At 57.4% G+C, this 22,826-nt stretch carries 14 protein-coding genes and 1 tRNA gene; 10 read left to right on the top strand and 5 right to left on the bottom strand.

Going from position 1 to position 22,826, the window contains the following annotated elements; all coding sequences use genetic code 11:
* The first annotated feature begins 58 nt into the window (after window positions 1–58).
* Window positions 59–2,200 carry a KUP/HAK/KT family potassium transporter gene (locus tag BGLCM_RS02560; RefSeq protein ID WP_238548614.1) on the top strand — a complete coding sequence of 714 codons (2,142 nt, stop codon included), beginning with the start codon at window positions 59–61 and terminating at the stop codon, window positions 2,198–2,200.
* A gap of 89 nt (window positions 2,201–2,289) precedes the next feature.
* On the top strand, window positions 2,290–3,102 hold the full coding sequence (locus tag BGLCM_RS02555) for an HD domain-containing protein (protein ID WP_044084666.1): 813 nt from the start codon (window positions 2,290–2,292) through the stop codon (window positions 3,100–3,102).
* Between the two features lie 181 nt (window positions 3,103–3,283).
* Here the strand turns inward: BGLCM_RS02555 and BGLCM_RS08685 are convergent, their stop codons facing one another.
* Together BGLCM_RS08685 and BGLCM_RS02545 are read right to left on the bottom strand one after the other, a co-directional pair.
* Window positions 3,284–4,465: an ATP-binding cassette domain-containing protein gene (locus tag BGLCM_RS08685; RefSeq protein ID WP_006295407.1), complete on the bottom strand. Its 1,182-nt coding sequence runs from the start codon at window positions 4,463–4,465 to the stop codon at window positions 3,284–3,286.
* Between the two features lie 2 nt (window positions 4,466–4,467).
* On the bottom strand, window positions 4,468–5,967 hold the full coding sequence (locus BGLCM_RS02545; RefSeq protein ID WP_006295408.1) for an ABC transporter permease: 1,500 nt from the start codon (window positions 5,965–5,967) through the stop codon (window positions 4,468–4,470).
* Between the two features lie 342 nt (window positions 5,968–6,309).
* Here BGLCM_RS02545 and BGLCM_RS02540 point away from each other — a divergent pair, with 342 nt between their 5' ends.
* The 4 genes from BGLCM_RS02540 (at window position 6,310) to BGLCM_RS02525 (ending at window position 11,221) form a co-directional block, all read left to right on the top strand.
* Window positions 6,310–8,382, top strand: a complete 2,073-nt coding sequence (locus BGLCM_RS02540) for a hypothetical protein (protein WP_148401468.1) — start codon at window positions 6,310–6,312, stop codon at window positions 8,380–8,382.
* Window positions 8,379–9,848 carry a hypothetical protein gene (locus BGLCM_RS02535; RefSeq protein WP_006295410.1) on the top strand — a complete coding sequence of 490 codons (1,470 nt, stop codon included), beginning with the start codon at window positions 8,379–8,381 and terminating at the stop codon, window positions 9,846–9,848. Before BGLCM_RS02540 ends, BGLCM_RS02535 begins: the two co-directional genes overlap by 4 nt.
* A 369-nt stretch (window positions 9,849–10,217) precedes the next feature.
* Window positions 10,218–10,982, top strand: coding sequence for a hypothetical protein (locus BGLCM_RS02530; RefSeq protein WP_006295411.1), 765 nt, complete (start codon window positions 10,218–10,220; stop codon window positions 10,980–10,982).
* A gap of 154 nt (window positions 10,983–11,136) precedes the next feature.
* Window positions 11,137–11,221: transfer RNA gene (locus tag BGLCM_RS02525), tRNA-Ser, on the top strand.
* Between the two features lie 360 nt (window positions 11,222–11,581).
* Here BGLCM_RS02525 and BGLCM_RS07955 read toward each other — a convergent pair.
* The 3 genes from BGLCM_RS07955 to BGLCM_RS02510 all read right to left on the bottom strand — a co-directional run bounded on the left by BGLCM_RS07955 (window position 11,582) and on the right by BGLCM_RS02510 (window position 15,830).
* The gene (locus BGLCM_RS07955; RefSeq protein ID WP_006295413.1) at window positions 11,582–13,243 is read right to left on the bottom strand and encodes a CHAP domain-containing protein; all 1,662 of its coding nucleotides are present in this window, start codon (window positions 13,241–13,243) and stop codon (window positions 11,582–11,584) included.
* A 299-nt stretch (window positions 13,244–13,542) separates the two neighbouring features.
* Window positions 13,543–14,541, bottom strand: a complete 999-nt coding sequence (locus tag BGLCM_RS02515; protein WP_006295414.1) for a glycosyltransferase family 2 protein — start codon at window positions 14,539–14,541, stop codon at window positions 13,543–13,545.
* A gap of 125 nt (window positions 14,542–14,666) precedes the next feature.
* Window positions 14,667–15,830, bottom strand: coding sequence for an acyltransferase family protein (locus BGLCM_RS02510; RefSeq protein WP_006295415.1), 1,164 nt, complete (start codon window positions 15,828–15,830; stop codon window positions 14,667–14,669).
* A 329-nt stretch (window positions 15,831–16,159) separates the two neighbouring features.
* Between BGLCM_RS02510 and BGLCM_RS02505 the strand changes: the two genes are divergently transcribed.
* From BGLCM_RS02505 to BGLCM_RS02490, 4 genes are read left to right on the top strand one after another with little or no spacing between them, the layout of a single operon-like run.
* The gene (locus BGLCM_RS02505) at window positions 16,160–18,031 is read left to right on the top strand and encodes a glycosyltransferase family protein (protein WP_044084621.1); all 1,872 of its coding nucleotides are present in this window, start codon (window positions 16,160–16,162) and stop codon (window positions 18,029–18,031) included.
* Window positions 18,032–18,082: 51 nt separating this feature from the next.
* Entirely contained in the window at window positions 18,083–20,311 is a 2,229-nt protein-coding gene (locus BGLCM_RS02500) for a DUF6020 family protein (protein ID WP_006295420.1), read from the top strand.
* A gap of 10 nt (window positions 20,312–20,321) precedes the next feature.
* Window positions 20,322–21,158: an ABC transporter permease gene (locus tag BGLCM_RS02495; RefSeq protein ID WP_006295422.1), complete on the top strand. Its 837-nt coding sequence runs from the start codon at window positions 20,322–20,324 to the stop codon at window positions 21,156–21,158.
* Window positions 21,158–22,534, top strand: coding sequence for an ABC transporter ATP-binding protein (locus BGLCM_RS02490; RefSeq protein ID WP_006295424.1), 1,377 nt, complete (start codon window positions 21,158–21,160; stop codon window positions 22,532–22,534). Before BGLCM_RS02495 ends, BGLCM_RS02490 begins: the two co-directional genes overlap by 1 nt.
* The last annotated feature ends 292 nt before the right edge of the window (window positions 22,535–22,826 follow it).

The raw sequence follows: 22,826 nt of genomic DNA, 5'->3' as shown, positions 1-22,826 counted from the left end.
GTGTTGCCGATTGCGTTTGTTTCTGGCGGGATGGTGCCCGCCGATGAAAGGAATCGTGATGTCGCAACCGTCACAGGTGGCCAATGGCGATGCCTTGCCTCGGCAAGCTGGTCGCAATCTGCCCACTCCAGGGGAATCCAATACTTCAGCCAATCCCCAATCTGCCGCTGCAACCCAAGGCGCATCCGGCGCAACTGCCGTCTCTGGCCCGGGGCGACCGCGCATGTCAAGCAACCGCAAAGTCACGGCGGCGATGGCGCTCGTGGCGCTCGGCGTGGTCTATGGCGACATTGGCACGTCACCGCTCTACGTGTGCCAGACGTTCCTTTCGGGGCAAGGCGGTCTGCCAAACGCTGACTCCGAAGCCGTCATCGGCATGATGTCATTGATTTTCTGGACGATCACGCTGATCACAACGATTGAATACGTGCTGATTTGCATGCGCGTCGACAACAATGGTGGAGGCGGCATCTTCGCACTGTATTCACTGTTGCGCAAATATGGCGTATGGCTCGTGATTCCTGCCATGATCGGCGGATCGGCGTTCCTGGCTGATTCGATGCTGACTCCGGCCATGTCGATTTCGTCCGCTGTGGAAGGTTTGCGCACTCTGCCCGCGTTGGAAGGCGTGTTTACCGAGAACAAAGATCTGACGCTGATGATCACGATCGTGGTGCTGCTCGTGCTGTTCTCAATCCAGTCGCATGGCGTGGAACGTATTGGCAAAGTGTTCGGCTCGGTCGTGCTGGTCTGGTTCCTGTTCATCGGCGTGGAAGGCGCGATCAATTTGGCCAACGATTGGAGCGTGCTGCGTGCGTTGAACCCGGCGTATGGCGTGATGTTCCTGTTCAGCGGCAACAACCATGCGGGCATCGCGCTGATGGGCACTGTGTTCCTGTCGATCACGGGTGCTGAAGCGCTCTATTCCGATATGGGCCATGTGGGCCGCGCCAACATTTACGCGACTTGGCCGTTTGTCAACGTGTGCCTTGTGCTGTGCTATTTCGGCCAAGGCGCATGGATGATCCACAATGAGGAGAATCCGTCGTATGTGACGACCGTGCCGAACCCGTTCTTTGAGATGATGCATCCCACCATGCGTTTCATTGCCGTGCTGCTCGCCGTGTTGGCCGGCATCATCGCGTCGCAGGCGTTGATTTCCGGCGCGTTCACGATTGTGTCCGAGGCGACGAGACTCAACTGGATGCCGCATCTGCAAGTGCGTTATCCGGCGCGCACGCGCGGCCAGATTTACATTCCTGTGGTCAATGGCGTGCTGTGTGTGGCCACGATCGGCGTCATGTTGCTGTTCCATGATTCCGAACACATCGCGGCCGCGTATGGCTTGGCATTGACGATCACGATGATCATGACGTCGATTTTGGTGACCGTGCATTTGTGGCATATCAACCGCGTGTCCGCCGTGCTGTTTGGCGTATTGTTCCCCACAATCATGGTCATGTTCTTCCTTGCGTCGATGGCCAAGTTCCTGCATGGCGGCTGGTTCACGATGCTGCTGATGATTGTGATTCTCGGCATCATGTATGTGTGGAACGAGGGCACGAAAATTGAGCGCGCGCAACGCCGTCACATGCGTCCCGAAGATTGCCTGCCTGTGCTGCAACGCTTGCATGACGACGATTCGATCCCGTATTTTGCCGACAACATCGTCTATTTGACGTCGGATCCTGATTTGGGTCGCATCGACACGGACGTGTTCTTCTCGATTTTCGCCGACCATCCCAAGCGTGCGCGCGCCTGGTGGAGCGTGTGTGTGACCACATCCGACGAACCGTATACGCGCGAGTATGAGGTTGAAAATTTCGGCACCGATTACATGTTCCGTGTGCGCATCACGCTCGGTTTCAAAATGCAGCAGTGCGTGCCGGCTTACATCCGCCAGATCATGCACGACCTGATCAAGACGCACGATCTGCCAATGCAGAAGACCGTGTATCCGAAAGTGGATTCGGATCCGGACGTTGGTCCGATCAAATACGTGCTGATTCATAAGGCACTGATGCCGGAGTCGAAGGTTTCGACGCGCGGTGCGTGGGCTTTGGAGATGAAGTACGCGATCCGTCACGTCGCCGGTTCTCCAGTCAAATGGTTCGGTTTGGCCCCGTACAATCCGCTGATCGAGGTGCAGCCGTTGTTCCTGACAACGACTCCTCCCCAGCGTTTGCGCCGCATTCAGTAACGTTGTCCGCGCGTGCCACGCCCGTTTGACAATACTCGTTTCACGTGAATCAAAGCCAGCATTGTCTCAACCGTTCTAGGATGGTTGATATGACCGATACGATTCCCACCGTGGCCGATATTGAACGGCTGCATCATGAGCTGGCGCCTTCTGAGGCCGCTTTTGATCTGGTATTTACACACTGCAAGATTGTTGCCGATATTACGGCGCGACTGATTCACCGCCAGAACGCATTGTTCATGCGCCGCTGTACCTTGCCCAATGATGCGATTGAACGCACGGGCGATTACGCGACGTTGGCGGGCGAGAGCATGGTTGAGCCACGCGAAGACGAGCAGAAATCAACCATCATCGAAACGGACGAAACGCAAGTGTTCACCGTTCCGGCGACGGACGGCGTGACGGGCGGCATGGTGCCGCCGCGCTATATTGACGCGCGCATGCCCGTACTCGGCGCGCTGCTGCACGACATTGGCGTCTACAAACTGATTGTCAACGACGGCACGAATGGCGAGCCGCTGCAGTTTGACGGGCCGAACTACGTGCAGCACGGCGTAATCGGCTACGATCTGCTGCGCGCCGCGGGCTTTGACGAGTCGATTGCGCAGTACGCGCGCAACCATACGGGCGTGGGCCTGACGATGGATGAAGTCGAGCGGCAGCACCTGCCGATTCCGCCAGCCGACTACGTGCCGATGAACCTTGAGCAGGAAGTTGTGATGGTGGCCGATAAATACCACAGCAAGTCGGTGCCGCCACGCTTCCTGACGGCCGAATCATACGCACGCAAAGCCGCGCGCTGGGGCGAGGATAACAAACGCGAGTGGCTTGAACTCGTGCGCAAATATGGCGAGCCTGATATTGCGGCGTTGGCCGAGCAGTACGGCATGCAAATCAAATGAGCGGCCGGCGGTGCAGCGTGAAGCGGGGGTGTGAGCAGCGGATGGTGTTGTGCAGTGACTTGCGCTGAACTGTGACTGGCGCTGAACAGTGACTGGCGCTGAACAGTGACTGGCGATGCAATGAGGGCCTTGGGAAGTTCCCAAGGCCCTCTCGCTGTAATTGGTGGCTGAAACTGGCGGCTCAGTCGATTGAGATGACGTTGCCGACTTGGGAGGCCACTTGCGGGTCGCTTGTGACGACGATCACGGCGCGCTGCTTGTTGCCTTCACCGACCTGCTTGGTCAGCAGTTGCAGGAACGAGGCCGCGTCGGACGCGTCGAGCGTGGCCGTGGGCTCGTCGGCGATCAGCACGTCGGGCTCGCGGCACAGCGCACGCGCCAACGCGACGCGATGCTGGGCCATCACGTCAAGCTTGCCGACGGCAGTGGCGCGGCCGCCCTGCTCAAAGCCGACCTGGGCGAGCGCTTCCTGGGCGAGAATCGGCAGCGGCTTGAGGAAGTTGCGTTGCGAGGCTTGCATCGCATAGATCAGGTTGTGTTCGGCATCCAAGTCAGAACGCAGCGAGAACTGTTGCAGCATCAATCCCAGATGGTGGCCGCGTACCTCATGGGGCAGCATGTGGCCAATGTTTTGGCTGCGCACCATCACATCGCCCTGAGTTGGGTAGACGATGCCGGACATCACGGCCAGCAGCATCGCATGCTGATCGGGCTTGTCGGCGCTTACGAGCAGCGCCGTGGCCGTGCCGGCCTGGCAGGCGAACGACACGTCATCAAGGACGCGCTCGTGGTCATGCTCGACGCTGACATGCGAGAACTGGTAGGTCGGATAGGCCTTGAACACGGCGTCCGCGGCCGCGTCGTCACTCTCATGCAGCTCGTGGTCGAGACGCGCGCTGACGCGCGTGGACGTGGTGCCTGATGCGGTGGGCGCGGGGGTTGCGGTGGTTGCTCGGGTTGTGGCTGGACTGGCGGAAGCGGCGGCATCGGCAGCAGAGGATGTGTCAGCTGTATCAGATGCAGCAGCTGTGTCTACTGCGTTGGCGGTGCTGGTGCTGGCGGTGTCAGCGGAGGTTGCTTGCGCTGACGAATGCTTGGCTGCTTGGTCTTCGTTGGCTGGCTTGGAGCCTTGGGTTCCCTGGGCATCTTGGACCTCGTGTTCGCGATGGTCGGCTTGCTCGAGCACCTCGGCCGCTTCCATGGCGTCGACGAACGCTGATGGATCATTGTTGGCCAGATCGTCGGCATACAGTTCGCTTTCAAGCAGATCATCGTCGTAATCCACGGCGAATTGGATGCTGTCGGGCACCTTCGACTCGGGAGCCGGCTCGAACGTGTCGTCGTTATGCTGTGGTTCAGTCATCGTCACTGCTCCTGTGGGTCGTTCTGGTCAGGGTCGTCAATGTTGCCGTCAACGTGGTTGCGGTCGTCGATGTGTGTATCCAACTGCTGGTCATGCTGTTCGGCAAATGCAGCCTGGGTTGCCGGCACTTGCATGCCTGCACGCTCGATGCTGTTGGGGTCGGGCGCGTAAGGCGACGTGAACAACGCCATCTTCGGGAAGCAGGCGACGCGCACGGCCGCTATGATCATGAACACGAGAATCGCGAGCGCGCCAATCCATGCCGTATTGCCCTTGATCGCGCCCGTAATCTGCACGAGCTGTGTGGAGCTGATCGCGTTGCCGAGCGGGTCGGACGCGAACACGCCAATAATCCAGCCAATGAACGCGCCGAGGAACATCGGCAGGAACACTTCGAGCATGAACTGCCAACCCAGTTGCACGCGCGTCACACCCACCAGCAGCGCATTGCCGATTTCCTCGCGGCGCGGCACGCAACCCAACAGCGTGAACAGCAACAGCAACGCGCCGCCAATGCTCAGCGTGCACACGAGCATGATCACCATGTTCTGGCGTACGGCATCAAGCCCCGCATGGGACTGCTGATACGCGTCCAGCGTGGGGGAGCTGACCGTGTAATCCTTAGCGAACTTGGAATCGGCGATCGCTTTCTTGAGCGCTTCAAACGTCTTCGGGGAGTCCAACGTGAACACGATATTCAAATCAGGCTTGGCCCAGCCCTTCGTGCCCGTCACATCGAGGCCTGTGACGGCGAACGTGTAATACGACGTGTAAATCACGTTCTCACGGTCGTCTTTGGCGAATGTGGCATCGGTGCCGTTGGCCGCGATTGATCCGTCCAATGGCTCGCCCGTATACCGGTAAATGCCGCTGACCGTGTATTCATAAGTGGTTTTGGTATCGGTCGGGTTGCCGATTGTGAACTTGTCGCCCACCTTGAGATGGTTCTTGTTGGCCAATGATTCGGAAATGATCGCGTCACGCGCGGTCAGGTCGGTTTGCGCATTGAACGACACATCCTGGCCAGACACAATCGTGTACGGACCCCATTCGTTGAGCTGCTTGGCTTCAGCCGTGTAGAACGACTGCAATGTGAAATCGCCGCCCGTCTTGGACTCGTCGGCGTCTTTCGTGGCGTTCGACATGACGGGCTGCAACGTCTTGCTGGAGCGTACGGGCACCGATTCGCAAATGCTATAGCCGAATCGCACATGCGCGGCGTTGAGCAGATTCGAGATTTCCGTGTATTGGTCCCACGTCAAATAATGGTCGGTGTATGCACTGTTGTCACCGGCGCGATCGGCCAACAATGATGCGTTCGGACGGATTTGTGCAAACGGTTTTTGCTGATCGTAAGCGGTGGTGGCCATGTAATTGGCCTGATGGATCACTGATGCGCTGGCCATGGTGCCAATCACGGTCAACAGTGACACGAGCACCACGAGCAGTGTGCGCAGCTTATGGCGCATCAGTGCCGCCCAAGCGTTCCTCAATGCAAACATGAATGCCTCTCCTCATCGGTAGGTGGCAGATGGTAGTCCTGCAGGCCACTGTAGTCATATGGCACAACGGCGAGATTGCAGTTGACGGGCTATTGGCGCAATGTGTCGGGCAAATGTGCACAGGCTGTGGATACCGATGCATTTGTGCACTTATCCAGAACCGCCCTCGATGTAAAGGTGGTCGTAACAGCTGTTGGCGGCACAGTGAATCATGCATCCGGGCCCTGCTTGGGCACTGGATGTGTGCGACTTGATTGGCCGGGGGAGAACACGTCGGTCAAGCCAGCGCAACAGGAGAACAACGGTTCACAGCAGAACCACAGAAGAAGGGGACCCATTTTCATGAGTCAAACCACAATGCAGCAAACCGGAGCCACAACCTATGCCGTACTGATCGACCAGTTACGGCAACGGTTCGAAGCGGTGCTCTGCACACAAATGTGCGAGCAGCGCACTGGCCGTCATGCCGCCATGGATGATGGGCAGGCTGACGAGGGTGGCGCTCGCGAGGCCGGCGTGCATACCGATTGTGCGCGCCATGCGGCTGCTGTTGAGGAAGTCGAAGCGTTCGGTCCAATCACGCAGCTGCCACTTGCTGATGAGGAGTCGATAGGGCGGGAGGCTGAACGCTTGCTGCAGGAACTGGAACGTATCCGGCATGGCGCGGGACGTGCGAGCTCAGCCAAGCATGGAGGCAAACACCGGGCCAAGCGTCAGGGCAAACACCAGGCCACGCCCCAGAACGCACACCAGGACGTCCATCAGGAAGGCCACCAAGGGCAATCCGAACCTGCGAGTCATGATGCACAGCCTGTGGATGGCAGCCCTGCCGACATGCGCCATGGTCAAACCACGCATGATGCGCCGGAGGATCGCCAGTCTGAGCATGATGAGTTCGCAGGGATTCCCGTGGTGGTCGGGTATCGGCGTCCTTGGGGATTTGACGCCATGGCGCTCGTGCAGACCGGGCTTGTCGATGAACAGCTGATGCGGCTGGGATTCGACGCGTTCGGCGCTTCGCATTGGGTCGATACGATGCTGTTGGCCACGTTGACGCGTGACCGCAACCTCATTGCGCTCGTGCGCAGGTTTTTGTCGAAAGCGTCATTGATGACGAGCACTGGCGGGTTATGCGTATGGCTCTATGATGTGCTCAATGATGCCAACATTTCAGCCATGTTGCACCAGCCGAGTGCGAACATGCCGATCATGAGGCCGATGGGCATCGCTGATATCGGAATCCAACTGCGCAAACAAACATTGAACAGTGCCCGGCAGCGGCCTGCGCGTGGCGTTGCGTCGGATGCGCTCATCGAAGACATGTGGCGGTATGCCGAAGAATGCAATCGCCTGGCCATTTATGTGCTGACCTGTTGGGGTAGCGGCGACGACTCGATTCCTTATGAGTTGCGTACGCTGCATCTTGACGTGGCATGCATGCTAGCCAGCCACCCGCATATTGGCATGGCCATGATGCGTGAAGATGAACGTGTGGGGCGCCGTGCCGACCCTGATACGCGCTACCGCCGTGTGGTCGACTATGTGGGTGCATTGCGGCTGGAAGCCGATTTGGACTACGTGCGTATCAACGGCACCGTGGGACTGGACGGTTTTTCGCCGCGCGATTCGTTGCAAGGCATAGCCGACCGTATGATGCGCGAATCCATGCGGTTCGTGGATGATGGCCAACGGTTGCTGGATGCGTTGGGTGAACTTTGGGATGAGTTCGTTGACGATCCTGGTGAGTTGTTGCTGGCATTGGAAGAACGCAATGCGAAGCCTCAACAGGCGCTGTGGAAGAATCCTGTGCATCTGGCTGAAACTGCCGGACGATTGCTTGGCCCCGGTGCGGGAGAACGGCTCATGCAGGCGTTTGAGCAGCATGATCTCGTCGCGTTCGAGCAGATGGCCGATTTGTTGCGCATTCGTCTTGACATGGTGGAACGCATGGGATTGCTTGAGATGATGTCTGCAATGGTGCACCGGTCCCAAGCCATGTTGGCGCATGCGGGCGATACGCGGTTGGTGTTCCGCAACACCTTGTGCGAACAGTATCGCGATTTGGCCTATGACCTGGCCGGTGTGCTGTTGCTGCGCATGCCTGACAGCGCATGGTTGCGCGATATGGCAGTCGCGTTGATGCGCGGAGATGATGCCATGTTCGACCATATGCTCAACCAGTTGCCGCAACCGGCAGTGATGATGTGTGTCAAGGGACGGTCGGGCGACTCGTTCGATGCGGCGCATTCCCCAATAGCGCAACCGTCCGCACCATTTGGGCCGGTTGACGAAGCCGAGGAAACGCCATACGACGTGGTCGCATTCGTCGATGACGATGACGACGAACGGGATAACCATGACCGCATGTTCGCCCGTGAACGCAATGGGGAACAGGATTGGGGGGTGGTCGGATGAGCGCCTCGATGAACATGAACATGGATGCCACGAACAATGGCGCCTCGCATGATGACACAATCGTGCGCCCCAAAGCGTTGCGATATGCGATGCGTGATGATGATTTTGTGCAAGCCCTGATCGACTTCTCCGACCAGTTTGAGGAAGCTGTTGAGCGCAGGCTCGATGGCCACTCCACGCTCAAACTGACCGGCAAGGCGTTTGACCGCATGCTTGAAGATGATTCGTGCATCGACGCCGATTTGCATCGCACATCATTGCAGTTGTTTGGCAGCCCTCATTGGACACGCATGTTCGACTGGGCTGCCGCCTGTGCCGACACGGCACTCGTGGAATGGTGCCACGCATTGTTGCAGCACGTCATGACGTGGACTGAGCAATACGACATCTGCACATGGCTATACGTGCTGATCAACGATGCCAAAGTGGCGCAAGTCATGCAACAACCCGCACCGACGATGCCGATCCTGGGGCCCGTCACGGGTCGTCGCATGGCCCGTTGGCTGCATGGTTCGGGCATTGAACGCTACGGCACAGCCAACGCCATTGAATCGATGATGCGCGATTTCGCTGATGAAACGTATCGCGTGGCCGCATACTGTTGCCTGACCTGGGGGGTTGATGATCATCCCAGCGTGAACATGGCATCCATGCTGTTGTTGCAACAAGACATTGGCAGGCCGTTGCTGCGCGACTCGGCGGATGTGAACGCCTTCATGGGACCGGCCCCCGTACTGCATCATCGCGAAGTGATGGATTACTTGCTGCAATTGCGCGCGCAGGCGGACCTTGAGTACGCACGGGATCTGCAACGATACCATGACCTGCTTGAGTCGCAATCACAGGAATCACCAGAACCACAAGAAACCCAGCCCGCAGCGAAACGTGAGTGGACGCGCACGATGCAGTTGATCGACCGGCGATACTTGTACGACCTTGAACGCGTAATCGAGGCGTACCAAGCCTTGTGGAACACGCCAACGATGAAGATGGACGAAATCATGCAATGCGTGCGGGACGGCGCGGTGCTGCCGAACATGAAGGCGTGGGAAAATCCTGTGCTGCTCAACGACGTGGCCGGCTCGTTGATCGGATCGTTCCATGCCGAAATGCTGCGCACGGCGTTTGAGCGACGCGACCGCGTGCGCTTCCAGAACACGGTGAACTGGATGACGGAACACGGGCGCATTGTGGAACAGGCCGGATTCCAGTCGTTGCCGCTGTCGATGGTGGTGCGCTGCGAAATGCAGGATGCGCAACATCGTGGTGAGGCTCCCTCGAAACGCGAAATCTGGGATTACTGGATGCTGCAGATGGCCGACAACATGGCGGCCGTGCTGCTCAACCGGCTGCCCGACCCGGCGCAAGCCAGGAAAGCGGCGCGGGCATTGATGGTCCATGATTTGGACGGCCATCTCAATGCGTTGCAAGCCAAAATTGAGGGCTGCGATGAGCTGCATACGTGAGGTAGCGTAACGCAGTATAACGCATCGTAACGCATCGTAACGCTGACGGACGGTGCCGATAGACAGGAACCGTCGAACGTGACAGGTCGAACCAGCTGAGCGGGCAATGCTCACAACATTGTCACAACTCAGCTGATTCGGCCTGTTTCAACGCTTTTCGGGGGGTTTCCAAGGCGTTGCCTGCGATTCCCCATGCCAGTGTTGCGGGAATTCCCATGGAACCCAAAGAGTGCGTCGTTAGATTCAAAGGCAATGAAACTCACCGCATGGAAAGAATGGAACTGAACCCTGAAACGGGGTCCATGCCGGCGCAACAACAGTAGGCGAGCCCCTGACGGGACTTGTCTGGAGCACTGAAGGAACGTTGCCGTGACCTCACTGAAACACCACACGTCGCAGAGCAGTGGCTCGCAGACGACGATAGAAAACAGACGAAAGCACTATGCGCCCAAAGCGGGTGCGCAGATCGATGATATGCAGCCAGCGGGTGCGCGGCGCGGAGCGGATGTGCAGTCGGCAGATGTGAAGACGACGCAGATGCGGCCGATCGATATTGAACATATGGCCAGAGCGCGCATGGCTGTGACGGATATGGACATGGCCCATGCGCAAGTAGCGTCCGTGATGGGGACGAGTGAAACGCAAGCGTCCGCGATGGGGAATGCCGTGACGGGAAGCGGCGTGACTGGGCGTTCCGTGATGGGGAATGCGCCTCAGCAAACGATTGGGCGAACCGGTGATGGCGCGGGTGACAAGAGCGGCGAAAACGGCAGCGGATACGGCGAAAACGGCAAGAATGGCAAGAATGGCAAGAATCCGGGGAATGGGACGCCCAAAAAATCGCCGGTTGGAAAGATTGTGATCGCCGTCATCGTGTTGATTGTGGCCGGCATTGTGGTGGCGCTGAGCTGTGGCGTGTTCAATGACTGTGCCAACCGGGAGGTGACCGTGGAAATTACGTCGACGAATGCCCCCGCCACAGTCAGCGGATCCCATGGAACGGCCGCTTCCCGTTCGCAAGCTGCCGACGGCATCGGGCGTGAGGGGCGTGGCGGCAGTGACTCTGGCGGTAACGGCGGTGCCACAGCGCATGCGCGCAGTGTCGACGCAACCCCGACACACTATTCGTACTGAATTTCCCGATGACGGCTTGCGTTGCGCGGGCAGAGGATTGTAGGGCGAGGAAAGAGGATTCGTCGGCATGTAGACGACACGCTGACTTGATGCAGGTAATAATTTGTGGTAGCTTTACTCAGGTTGCTTGCAATAATTCAATTTGCAATGCTTTGGAGGATTCGCCTAGTGGCCTATGGCGCACGCTTGGAAAGCGTGTTGGTGTAACAGCCTCGCGAGTTCGAATCTCGCATCCTCCGCCCTCAGGGTTTTCGCTTCTTCGCGAAAACCCTTTTTTCATGCTTCCGCCGCCCTCGCCGCGAACCCCGATCCGATTATGCACTTTTGAACCCCACTTGCAGTTTTCCTGACCAGCCTGGTAAGGAGAGACGCGGTTTGGGGGGCGAAACTGCAGTTTTGCTGACCAGCCTGGTCAGGGGAGACGCGGTTTGGGGGGGGGCGAAACTGTAATCTTCCTGACCAGCTTGGTAAGAAAAACTGCGGTTTGGGGTCCGGAACTGCAGTTTTGCTGACCAGACGGTCAGGGCTTTGGTGAAGCCATGGAGGTTGGCGGAAATAATAATCAATGTTTTCCGTACCCAACGCTCCGGGATCGGATGTCAGCCGTAGTACGGCGTGGCGAACATCGGGGTGGACGGATAATACGATGAGTAAATCGGGCGTTCGTCAATATTGTTGAACGCGGCGTCCATGACCGTGATCTTGCCGGGGGCCACGTTGACGACGATGCCGGCGTGGCTGGCGTTTGTTGACCAGCTGTAGCCGTTCGTAAAGCGCCAGAACACGATGTCGCCAACCTTGGGTGACGAGCTGATGCGGCCGCGTTTGGCATACCACGAATAATTGTCGTCGGGAATGCCGGACGGACGGCCATTGACGGCGCCGCCGTTGCACAGGAACACGTCAAGACCGGCGGCATGGAACACATACCAGACGAACGACATGCACGGGCCTTGCGGGCAGATGATGCCGCCGTTAAGTGCCAACGCTCCAGGGCAGTCGGGGTGCTTGAGACGGAAGCTGCGCGCCGTCGAGACGATCTTGTTGACCAGTTCGTTCTTGGACCACTGGCGTCCCGTCGTCTTGTCAAAGAAGTAGGGGCGGTCGTTGATCAGCGTGGCGCCGTACACCATGCGGCCGTTCGACGTGTTATAGAACACGCGCTTGCCGGGCAGGTTCGTGAAGCCGTGCGCGCGGGCGCCCGTCGTCTTGTTGAAGAAATACCAGCCCTTGTCGATGCACTGCTCGCCGTAGAGCATCTTGCCGTTCTGACGATGGTAGAACACCCACTTTTTGGCGTTGCCGTGGTAGATGAAGCCATACTGCATCGCGCCCGTGTCGGGATGGAAGTAATACCAGCCCGTGTGTTCCTTGTCGTAGTTCAGATACTTTTCACCATGGGCCATCTTGCCGGTTTGCAGATCGTAATAGACCCACTTGGAGCCGCCGCCCTTGACGGGAATCAGGCGCACGCCCTTGAGCATCGCGCCAGTCTTGGTATCAAAGTAATACCAGCTGCCGTTGCGGTAGTTCTCACCATGCACACGCTTGCCGTCTTTGGCCAAGCGAATCCATTTGCCCGAGCCGGTACGGATATAGGCATCCTTGTCTTTGGCCATCGTGCCGTCGGACTCGACAAAGTACCAGGCGTTGGAGTCTTGGTCGAAGATTTCCTTGCCCTTGGCCATCGTGCCGTTGTCGAACCAGTAGCGCTTACCCTTGTGGTCGACCCAACCCGTGTAATCAGGAGAAGGTGGTGTGACGGTGTCTTGCTGCTCCTTGGAATCCTTATCGTTCTTGGCGGACATCAAGCGCGGGGTTTCTTTGGTGTCTGCGGTGTCGGCATCGGGGTCGGTGTTAGCGTCGACGTCGACGTTCGGTTGCTGCTGGCCGTCGTCCGGCGTGGTGGCATCGGCATCGTCGTTTGTGCCGGCGTCGGCGTCTGCGTCGGTGTCGGTGCCGGCGCCGGATGAAGGCTGCTGGGAAGGTTCAGTGGCGTCAGGCGTGGACGGTGTGTCCGTGGCGTCCGGCGTTACATTCGTGGAAGTAGAAGGCTTGCCATTATTGGCAGGAGATGTGGTCTGATCATCGAAATCGTTGCTCGCGGCTGGTGTACCGTCCGCATTCATGGCTTCGACAGTGTATGTGGGCACATCGGTGTCCAAATGGTCGCCGAGCGCAATGCTTGGAAAAATGGCGCCTTGGGCCAGGCTGGCGCCGATAATCAGCGCGGCTGCTGCCTTGAACTTTGAATGACGCATAATTGCCCTTCCCCTCTTTTTTCCTCTTTATTCCCGTATATGCACAACAACAATCATGCATAGTTCGCAGCAATTCTCTGCATATGCAGCATAAAGGAAACAAGAAGAATTGTGTACGATGCCTTGGTGTATTACCACAGGATGCTCACCATATGAATGCTGGTATGGGCAATGTGAGGGGGGGGGGGGAAAAACGACCGGTGATGTTGGGCACAGAGTCAACAAAGCACAAGACGCCATCGCTGTGCTGCGATGGCGTCTTGTGCGGTCAAGTGGCTTGATGGCCCATACGTCAATATTCAGATGGCCTGTTCAATAATGAACCGCGGACGATGTTTAGCTTCGATGTAAATCTTGGCGATATATTCGCCAATCACACCCAAGGAAATAAGAATCAAGCCGCCAATTAGCCACAATGAACACATGAGCGAACCCCAACCCGCCACAGCATGGCCATTGCCGACCGACACCAACGTGTAAATCAGCATGGCGATGCTAACAATGATCGATACGATGCCCAGGCCCGTGATGATTGACAACGGCCTGACCGAAAACGATGTGATGCCCTCGACGGCGAACGACACCATCTTGTGCAACGGATACTTCGATTCACCGGCTTGGCGCTCGCCACGCTTGTAATACACTTTGCTCGAAGGCAGACCGATGCTCGGCACGATGCCACGCAGGAACAGGTTCTCTTCCTGGTATTGCATCAACGCGGCCAAGGCTTTGCGGCTCAACAAGCGATAATCAGCATGGTTCGGGATGGTCTCGGTGCCCAACGCGTTCATGACCTTGTAGAACATGACAGCCGTGCCGCGCTTGAACGCCGTATCGGTATCGCGGTTGTCGCGCACGCCATAGACGATCTCAGCGCCTGAGCGGTAGTCGTTGACCATTGTCGTGATGGCGTTCGGGTCGTCTTGCAAATCAGCGTCCAGCGAGATGATCGCGTCGACGCCTGTGTCGTACGCATAGGTCATGCCGGCCAGCAGCGCGTTCTGGTGGCCCTTGTTATGCGCGAGCTTGACGCCATGGAACATCGTGCCGTCTTGCTCATGCAATTCCTCAATGATGCGCCAGGTGGAATCTTTTGAACCGTCATCCACAAACAGGATGCCGCTATTGGCGGCCACATCGCCGTTGTCGACCAGTGTGGCGACTTGTTCGTGCAGGATGCCGGCGCTGCTGTGCAGCACTTCCTCCTCGTTGTAGCAAGGCACGACCACCAGCAGATACGGTGGCTTCCTGAGCTCGGCTGACGCGCTTGATGCGGATGGTGCCGGGGTAGTGCTCATGGTGTGTGCCTCCACTGGAAATCCTTGATATGCAAACCGGCCGTTATGACCGTTGCGGAGTGTATGGGTTATGGTTGCCATCGTAGCCAAGCAAGCCGAACAATCAGACCGCTTGGCTCGCGGCGTTACTGTTGGTCGCCGCCTATGACAGTCGGCAGCTCCTGTGCGGGCCTGCCGTCGGACATTGGCTCCTCATGCAGTTCGTGTGCCGGGGTGTTCTTGTGTGGCATCGTCGCGCGGCCTTTGGCGCGCATCGGGTAGAACCATCCGTTGATGCCTGGAATGTGATAGAGCAGCCATGCACCCGGCAAATCGATGGCCAGATGCAACGCGAACGCGATGATGACAAACGGGAATCCTGCAATGCGCGCGTTGATGGCCGTGAATATCTGCGTCCATGGCAACACGTCGTCTTCAACCAGATGCACACACAGTATGGCCAACGAAGCTTGGCCGGCTTTGGTCAGCCACGTGCCAAGCCAGGATTTGAGCCAGCTGGCGTGGTCGATGGCTTGCGAAATGCCCACGACGCAGACGGTGCCCGCGATGGCGCCGACGGCGGCCAACACGGGATACATGCCGTAATTGTTCATGGCCATTGAGAACCCTGTGAACCAATGGATCGCTGCAATCCAGAACAACGCCGCCACAATCCACAGCCATGGGCTGCGTTTGAGCGCGCCCAGCACGTCATGCTGCTTGGCTTGGTAGCCGATATATAGGAATACTGTGGCGCACAGGCCCGGCTGGATGCTCCAAGGCAATGTGACAAATTTGGAGCTTTCCCACCCTACGACAAAAGCCAGCACCACCCACATGCCCGTGTAAGGCAGTCTTGCGAACGCATGGATCAGCAACCGCGCCCAGAACATGGCCAGCAGGAACCAGATGGCACCGATGCGTCCTTGCACCACCCACAACGTGTTGCCCGACACGTCACCGCTGCCATACGTGGCTGCGTACAACCAGAATTCAAACACTTCACGTATGCCGGTATGCCTGAGCGCGGCCAGCGCCGTGGCGCCACCCACGACGAGCACGGCTGCCAGAATGTAGGTGAAAACTAGCTGCTTGCTTTCCTTGAGCCATTGGAACTTGCGCTCGGGATGGATGAAGTAGCCAGCCAAGAGGAAGAACAGTGGCATGTGGAATGAGAAACAAATGGCCACCATCTCTTTGGCGATGTTCGAATTGAACAACACCATCGTCTCGATGGCGGCATGGCCCAATACCACGCAGAGTATGCCGATGCCTTTGGCAATATCGAAATAACGGATGCGTTGCTTCATGGTCGATACGGTTCCTCTCCCACGCCATCGTCAGGCAGGACTGGCGACCTGCCGAGGTCAAGACTGTATCAGTGTACGCCCAAGGCATCATGCCCGGCAGCGAGGCGCAGCCATGACGTTCGGGGATGTGATGAGGGTTGGCAGAAATAAAAATAGCCAACAAACTGGTGCTCGCGCCAAGCCGGCCTGTATACCTTCAAGAGCACGGCGAATGACAGCAGCGCTGTGCGGGCGGCGTAATCGCGGATCCGGCACGCTCTGCACGTCTGACTATGATGGCGCACAGACACGAATAGGCTTTAACCATACGTCTGATGAGGAACCAAATCATGACTTCAATGAAGTTCGCCAATGTGCTGCTGGAAACCAATCCGAGGTCAGTCAGCTATCCATCGCTCTATGTGAAGGCCAACCAGCCTGTCACACCGGCCAAGGAAGACGGTGTGTGGGTGTTGTTCGACAAGGGCTTGTATGACTTCACGACCTATTTCAATAGCCTGTCGGTCATGAAGCTGCGCCAGTACACCACGGCCACTGCGTTCTCGTTGCATCTGGAACTCAGGGGAGCCGCTTGCACCGTGCGTCAGACGATGGGCGACACGTTTGCCGCGCACTCGATTCCCGTGCCGGGCACCGAGCATGCCGTGAAAGCCTCGCAAGAGTGGCAAACACTCGACCTGCCGTTGCAAATCAACGATGAGATGGTGATTGTCGGTTTTGAAATCGCAACCGAAGGCCAAGTGGAGCTGCGCAACAGCTACTACGAGCTTGAACTGTCTGATGAGCCGACCGATGTGGAACTCGTATTGTCGACAACGACGTTCAAGAAGGAAAGCTTCATCGAGAACAACATCAACCTTGTGCGCACGCATATTGTTGAGTCCAATGATGACATCGCCAAGCATTTCCATATGTATGTTATGGACAACGGCCGCACACTCGACGTGCAGACATTGAGTAGCGAGCGCATCACTGTGGTGCCGAACGACAATGTTGGCGGCGCTGGCGGCTTCACGCGCGGCATGATCACGGCCATGGAGCAGAAGCCCAAGGCCACGCACATCCTGCTGATGGATGATGACGTTGCCGTCTCTCCCGAAAGCATCAAGCGCACCTACAACCTGCTGCGCATCCTGAGCCCTGAACACCGTTCGGCCATGATCTCGGGCGCCATGCTGAACTATGAGATCGGCGAGGACCAGTGGGAAGACACGGGCTTCATGACGAAGGAAGGCACGTTCGCCCCATGCAAGCCGGGCTTGCGCCTGACGCAGTTCGAAGACATCGTGTTCAACGAACTGTTCCGCGTGCCGAGCTTCATGCAGGACCAGCGCTACGCCGCGTGGTGGTATTGCTGCATTCCGATTTCTGTGATTGAGAAGAACGGCCTGCCGTTGCCGTTCTTTGTGCGTTGCGATGACGCCGAATACGGTTGGCGTTGCAACACCGAATTCATCACGATGAACAGCCTGTGCGTGTGGCACATGAGCTTCCATGAGCGATATAACGCGGCCGTGGAGCGCTACCAGACCACGCGCAACACGATGATCGCCCAGGCGGTGACGGGCTTTGCTCCCGATTCGGACTTCATGGAGGAGCTGCACCGCAACATCCGTCTGGAACTCAAGAAGTTCGGCTATGACAACGCTGAGTTGTGCCTCGACGCATTCGAAGACTTCCTCAAGGGACCGCGCTTCATCGCGCGTCCGGGCCAGGCTGAGGAGAGCTTCATGGCGGCCAACCGCCACAAGGAACAGCTCGTGGGCTTCCAGGAACTGCAGCAGCAGGCCTCCCAGGATCCTGAGTTGGCCGGCTTCGACCTGGAGCAGATCGACCGTCAGCTCATCGATGGCGACAAGCCGCGTTCGATTCCGCAGCGTTTGTCTGATTATGTGACCGACAACGGTCAGCGCGTGATCAAGACGCGTGGCGCCGGCTATGCGGTGATTCCACTGCTCGGCTGGGTGTATCCGGCAGGCGTGATCCGCGGCAAGAACAAGCTTGTGGTCATTGATTGGTACAACCGCAAGGGAGCCATCCGCACGAAGGACGCCGCCCGCTATGCGCAAATCAAACAGCGTTACCAGCGTGACCTGAAGTACTACAAGCAGAACATTGACCGTTTGCGTGCCGAGTACCGCGCCGCTCGCCCCGAGCTGACAAGCGTGGAGTACTGGAAGCACTATTTGAAGATGGACTGAAAGCGGTTTGCTAACGCGGCTGTTGGGCTTGTCTACCAGTAAGGCGCAGTGATGTCGAATATGGGCGTGGAACCTATGTGCGGCGCACTGTGCCGCGAGGTGGACAAGCCTTTTGTGTTGCGCCACCCGTTGCTGTGGCTGTTGTTTAGCGTGATGGTGGGCGCTGGCGCAACCTTCGCGTTGCTCTCGCCGTTCCATTCGCGTGCGGGTATTGCTGCAGGCATCATTGAAGCGTTTCGCGAAGCGAGCGGTGATGTGCGCAAAGCGGGACCGGTGGCGATCACGATATTGGGGTTGGCCTTGATGGTTGGCGCGGCATGGTCGGCGTTGGCGTGGTTGCATGCGTCGGTCCGGTTGCGCGTGCTTGCGTGCATCGCCGGCGTCCCGATTGCCTGGTCGTTGATGGCTGCCGGATCGGGTGTGCCGGAACATGGTCAAGAGTTCGCTACGGGGCGGCCGTTGCACTGGGCTTCGTACTTGGTATACAACGGCGTGCGATGGGCGAGTTTGTCAGTATTGGCATCATGTTTGGTGGTATGCCTGTTTCGCTGTGTGATTTGGCACATTGCGCGCGCTGAGCATGAGGGGGAACTGGCGTTGACTCGCGATGATGCTGTGCGTGCCAAGGATGTCGCGTCTAATCAACCGTGCACAGACCAGTTGACCCGCTATTGGCATGCGGTTACGCAAGCATGGTGGCGTGTGTTCTCGTTCGCGCAATCATGGTTCATCACCATGCAGTTTGGCATTGTCATGCTGGTGGCGCTGATCATTGTGGTGTGCTGGTTGCCATGGATTATCTGGATGGGACCGGCTAATATTGGCCCCGATACGGTGGCCCAACTGGTCTGGTACCGCACGGGACACGCGTGGGATCCTTCATCGAGGCAAGACTTGCCCGCACAATTCGCGTTGAGTGACCACCATCCTTGGTTGACGACGTTGATTTATGGTTGGTTCGACCAGTGGGGCGTCTCGCTCGGCAACGAGGCGTTGGGCTTATGGATTCTGGCTGTTGTGCATGTGGCGCTAATTGCCGTCGCGTTCGCTATACTAATCACATATTTGTGCGGCAGTGTCGGATTATCGTGGAAATTTGGCGTGTTCGCCACATTGTTTGCAGCATTCGTGCCAATCTATGGCCGCCAAGCGATGAGCATTGTCAAGGATTTGACGTTCTTGCCGTTCTTTATGGTCTGGATCGTGCTATTCATCGAGTACATCCGCCGCGTGTTGGCACAGCGCAAGATTGGCGTGTGGTTGTGCATCGGGCTTGTGGCGTTGGCTGTGCTGTGCGGGTTGATGAAGAAAACGGGCGTGTATGTGCTTCTGGCGTCGCTACTTGTATTGCTCGTGGTTCTGCGCGCTCGAATCATCACTGGCCTGATGATGGTCGTGATTGTTGCCGTCTCCATGGCCATTCCGAAAGTGGCGTACCCGACCTTGCATATTTATCCGGGCGGTCCACAAGAAAGGATTGCCGTGCCGTTGCAGCAGTCGGCTGGCATCCTGCTACGCCATGGCGACACGATCGATGCTCAAGATAAAGCCGTGTTGGAAACCATTTTCGGCGCCTGTACGGTTGATCAACTCAAAGAACGGTTCACGACCGAAACCGCCGATGGCGCCAAGGATTGCTATAACCGTGATGCGACGAGTGAGCAATACCGGGACTTCATGCTGACATGGGCCAAACTGGCTGCGCAGCATCCGGCTACGGCGTTTGAAGCCACACCGTCATTGTTCCAAGCCTTCTTGATGTCGCCGTATTACGATGAGGGGTTCTCGGTGCGTTGGGGTTGGGAAGACCAAGGCGGCACGATGATCCTGCCGCAGTATCGGGACCATGAAGCGTCCCCAGGCCAGTTGCGTGCGCGCCAGCTCTATATGATTGACGCGGGACTGCCCGTTGTGGGTGTGCTGATGACCGAAGGGTTGTACTCGCTATGGTTGCCCGTGTTGGCATTGGTGTTGTGCTTGGCATTGCGCAGATACCGCAACCTGCTGTACCTGGCGCCGTTCCTGATTATGATGGGCACGATGCTGCTCAGCCCTATGCACCAGTTCCGCTATACTTGGCCGATGGCATTTTGCGCCGTACTGGTCATGGCGATTGCGTTCATCAAGGCTCAGACTGCGGCAACGTTGGCGTTGGACACCATGGACGATACTTCTGCATCTGCGCAGAATGGGACCCTGGGAGCTGAAGGTGCCCATACGAGTACAATGATTGGCTCGATGGAGCACAACGCCCGAAACAACAATCAGGACGAGAGGTAGGAGAGGCGTCATGGCCACGTTGTCGTCCAAACTGCAAACCCGTTACGGCTACGGCATGACCGTGCTGCGCGGTTTGGTGAAGACCGATTTCAAATTGCGCTATCAGGGCTCGTTCTTGGGCATGGCATGGTCCGTGTTGAAGCCGCTGATGTTGTTCGCCGTCATGTATGTGGTGTTCGGCAAGTTCCTGCGCATGTCTGATGGCACCCCCACATATCCTGTGGTGTTGCTGATGGGTATCACCTCATGGCAGATGGTCACGGAAACTGTGAACATCGGTTTGCGCGCCATTGTTGACCGTGGCGACTTGTTGCGTAAAGTGCATTTTCCGAACTATATCGTCGTTGTTTCAGCGTCGATCGGCTCGATGATCAGTTTCGGCATCAACTTCGTCGTTGTGTTGATTTTCGCATTCTTCAGCCATGTGCATTTTACTTGGGAAGTGCTGTGGGTACCGCTGAACGTGTTGCAACTCTACATTCTGGCGTTGGCGTTAGCGCTGTTGTTCAGCACGATGTATGTTTACTTCCGTGACATCGCGCATATCTGGGAAGTGTTGCAGCAGATCATTTTCTACGGCATGCCAATCATTTACCCGTTGAGCTACGTCATTGACCGTGGCGGCATTTACGCGCAGCTGGCCAAACTCGAGTTGCTCAACCCGATCGCCCAAGCCATCCAGGACATCCGGCACAACCTGTTGGCACCCCAAACGCAGCCGACGATCTGGAATACCTACCATGCCTGGTGGGTCAAGGCGATTCCGTTGACGTTGACCGTCGTGTTGATTTGCCTAGGCGTGTTCGTGTTCCGTAAGAACAGCCGTAAGTTTGCGGAGGTGATGTGATGAGCAGCGAGGCGATGGTAAGCGAAGCCACGACGGCAAACGACGTGGTCAGCATAAATAATTATATGAAGCGCCCCGTTGTGCTGGACGTGGACCACGTGGAGAAGTTCTTCAAACTGCCCACCGAGCAGGCCACGGGCCTCAAGCAAGCGTTCATCAACTGGACGAAAGGTATCAAAGGATACCGTGAGCAGACCGTGCTCAAAGACGTGTCGTTCCAGGTGCACCAAGGTGAGTTTTTCGGCATTGTGGGACGTAACGGCGGCGGCAAGTCGACGCTGCTGAAAATCATCTCGCAGATTTACTATCCAAACTCGGGATCGGTGACAGTCTCGGGCAAGCTCGTGCCGTTCATTGAGCTTGGCGTGGGATTCAACCCTGAACTGACAGGCCGAGAGAACGTGTATTTGAACGGCGCGCTGCTCGGATTCACAAGCGAGGAAGTCGACGCGATGTATGACGACATCGTCGAGTTCGCCGAGTTGGAAGACTTCATGGACCAAAAGCTCAAGAACTATTCGAGCGGCATGCAGGTGCGTCTCGCGTTCTCGGTGGCGATCAAAGCCCAAGGTGACATTCTTGTGCTCGACGAGGTGCTGGCTGTGGGTGACGAGGCGTTCCAACGCAAGTGTGACGACTTCTTCACGAACATCCGCAAGGATCCCGCGAAGACCGTGATCCTCGTAACACACGACATGGGCGCAGTCAAGCGGTATTGCACGCGTGCCGTGTTCATCCAGGAAGGTGAGGTGGCCTCGATTGGCGACCCGATGATGGTGGCCGAACAGTATTCGTTGGCCAATCTTGAGGCAATGCGCAAGGAAGAATCGGCGCGCAACCATGAACTTGCTGCAAACCCTGAAGTGTTCCCGAACGGGCTGAACAAGCGTTGCCCGATCCTGCGTACTTATGGCGTTTCGCCGCTCATGATGAAGAGCTCCGACACGTTCCGTTTCGCTGTGGAATACCAGTTCGACGAGCCCGGCGACTTCTATCTGGCCATCGCCATGCACGACATCCGTCGTGGCGGTATTACCTATGATTCGGGTCCGCGTAAATTCAAGATGACCGAGCACGGGCATCACACCGTGTATTTCGAGATTCCGTTGGCGTTGTTCAACAACGGCGAGTTCCGCCTGATCACCTCGCTGCGCACGCCGACGCCAGGAAACCCGAACATGACCGATGCCGTCGGCGTGGCATTGGACGACAACGCTTGCACGTTCTCAATCCGTGACAAGGCCAACCCGAACAGCTACGCATTGCTCAGCGACCGTGCGCTCGAGTTCACCGAAATCACGTGTGAACAAGCTGAGTCCGGTGCGGCCCAGCAACGAGAGGCATTCCAAAACGCAGTCGAAGAGGCGCAAGCATAGATTGATGTCTGGCTGGCGTGCCTGATAACGTGCACGCTTGTACATGGAAATCCCGCATCCATTACTGATGGATACGGGATTTTCTGTTGCGTAGACGACGTGTGCTTAGAGCAGATTATCGAAGCGATGCACGAAAGCCGCCATGTCTTGGCGTTGGATGGTCTGGTTGCCACGGAATGTGCGTGTGCCATCTTTCTCAAGCCATCCGAAGGCGATGCCTTGTGCGCGCAGCCAGAGGATATCCTCCGCATGTGGTGTTGGGTACCGTTGCCCAACACCCCCTATTGCACTG

This window comes from Bifidobacterium gallicum DSM 20093 = LMG 11596, assembly GCF_000741205.1.
Taxonomy (GTDB): Bacteria; Actinomycetota; Actinomycetes; order Actinomycetales; family Bifidobacteriaceae; genus Bifidobacterium; species Bifidobacterium gallicum.
This window is presented reverse-complemented; position numbering and strand designations above follow the sequence as displayed.

Excerpts from the sequence above, each read along its gene's own strand:
- BGLCM_RS02500 (WP_006295420.1), top strand. The coding sequence starts at position 18,083 with ATGTCGAATATGGGCGTGGAACCTATGTGCGGCGCACTGTGCCGCGAG.
- BGLCM_RS02510 (WP_006295415.1), bottom strand. The coding sequence starts at position 15,830 with ATGAAGCAACGCATCCGTTATTTCGATATTGCCAAAGGCATCGGCATA.
- BGLCM_RS02555 (WP_044084666.1), top strand. The coding sequence starts at position 2,290 with ATGACCGATACGATTCCCACCGTGGCCGATATTGAACGGCTGCATCAT.
- BGLCM_RS02495 (WP_006295422.1), top strand. The coding sequence starts at position 20,322 with ATGGCCACGTTGTCGTCCAAACTGCAAACCCGTTACGGCTACGGCATG.
- BGLCM_RS02490 (WP_006295424.1), top strand. The coding sequence starts at position 21,158 with ATGAGCAGCGAGGCGATGGTAAGCGAAGCCACGACGGCAAACGACGTG.
- BGLCM_RS02545 (WP_006295408.1), bottom strand. The coding sequence starts at position 5,967 with ATGTTTGCATTGAGGAACGCTTGGGCGGCACTGATGCGCCATAAGCTG.
- BGLCM_RS02505 (WP_044084621.1), top strand. The coding sequence starts at position 16,160 with ATGACTTCAATGAAGTTCGCCAATGTGCTGCTGGAAACCAATCCGAGG.
- BGLCM_RS02535 (WP_006295410.1), top strand. The coding sequence starts at position 8,379 with ATGAGCGCCTCGATGAACATGAACATGGATGCCACGAACAATGGCGCC.
- BGLCM_RS02540 (WP_148401468.1), top strand. The coding sequence starts at position 6,310 with ATGAGTCAAACCACAATGCAGCAAACCGGAGCCACAACCTATGCCGTA.
- BGLCM_RS02515 (WP_006295414.1), bottom strand. The coding sequence starts at position 14,541 with ATGAGCACTACCCCGGCACCATCCGCATCAAGCGCGTCAGCCGAGCTC.
- BGLCM_RS02560 (WP_238548614.1), top strand. The coding sequence starts at position 59 with ATGTCGCAACCGTCACAGGTGGCCAATGGCGATGCCTTGCCTCGGCAA.
- BGLCM_RS07955 (WP_006295413.1), bottom strand. The coding sequence starts at position 13,243 with ATGCGTCATTCAAAGTTCAAGGCAGCAGCCGCGCTGATTATCGGCGCC.
- BGLCM_RS08685 (WP_006295407.1), bottom strand. The coding sequence starts at position 4,465 with ATGACTGAACCACAGCATAACGACGACACGTTCGAGCCGGCTCCCGAG.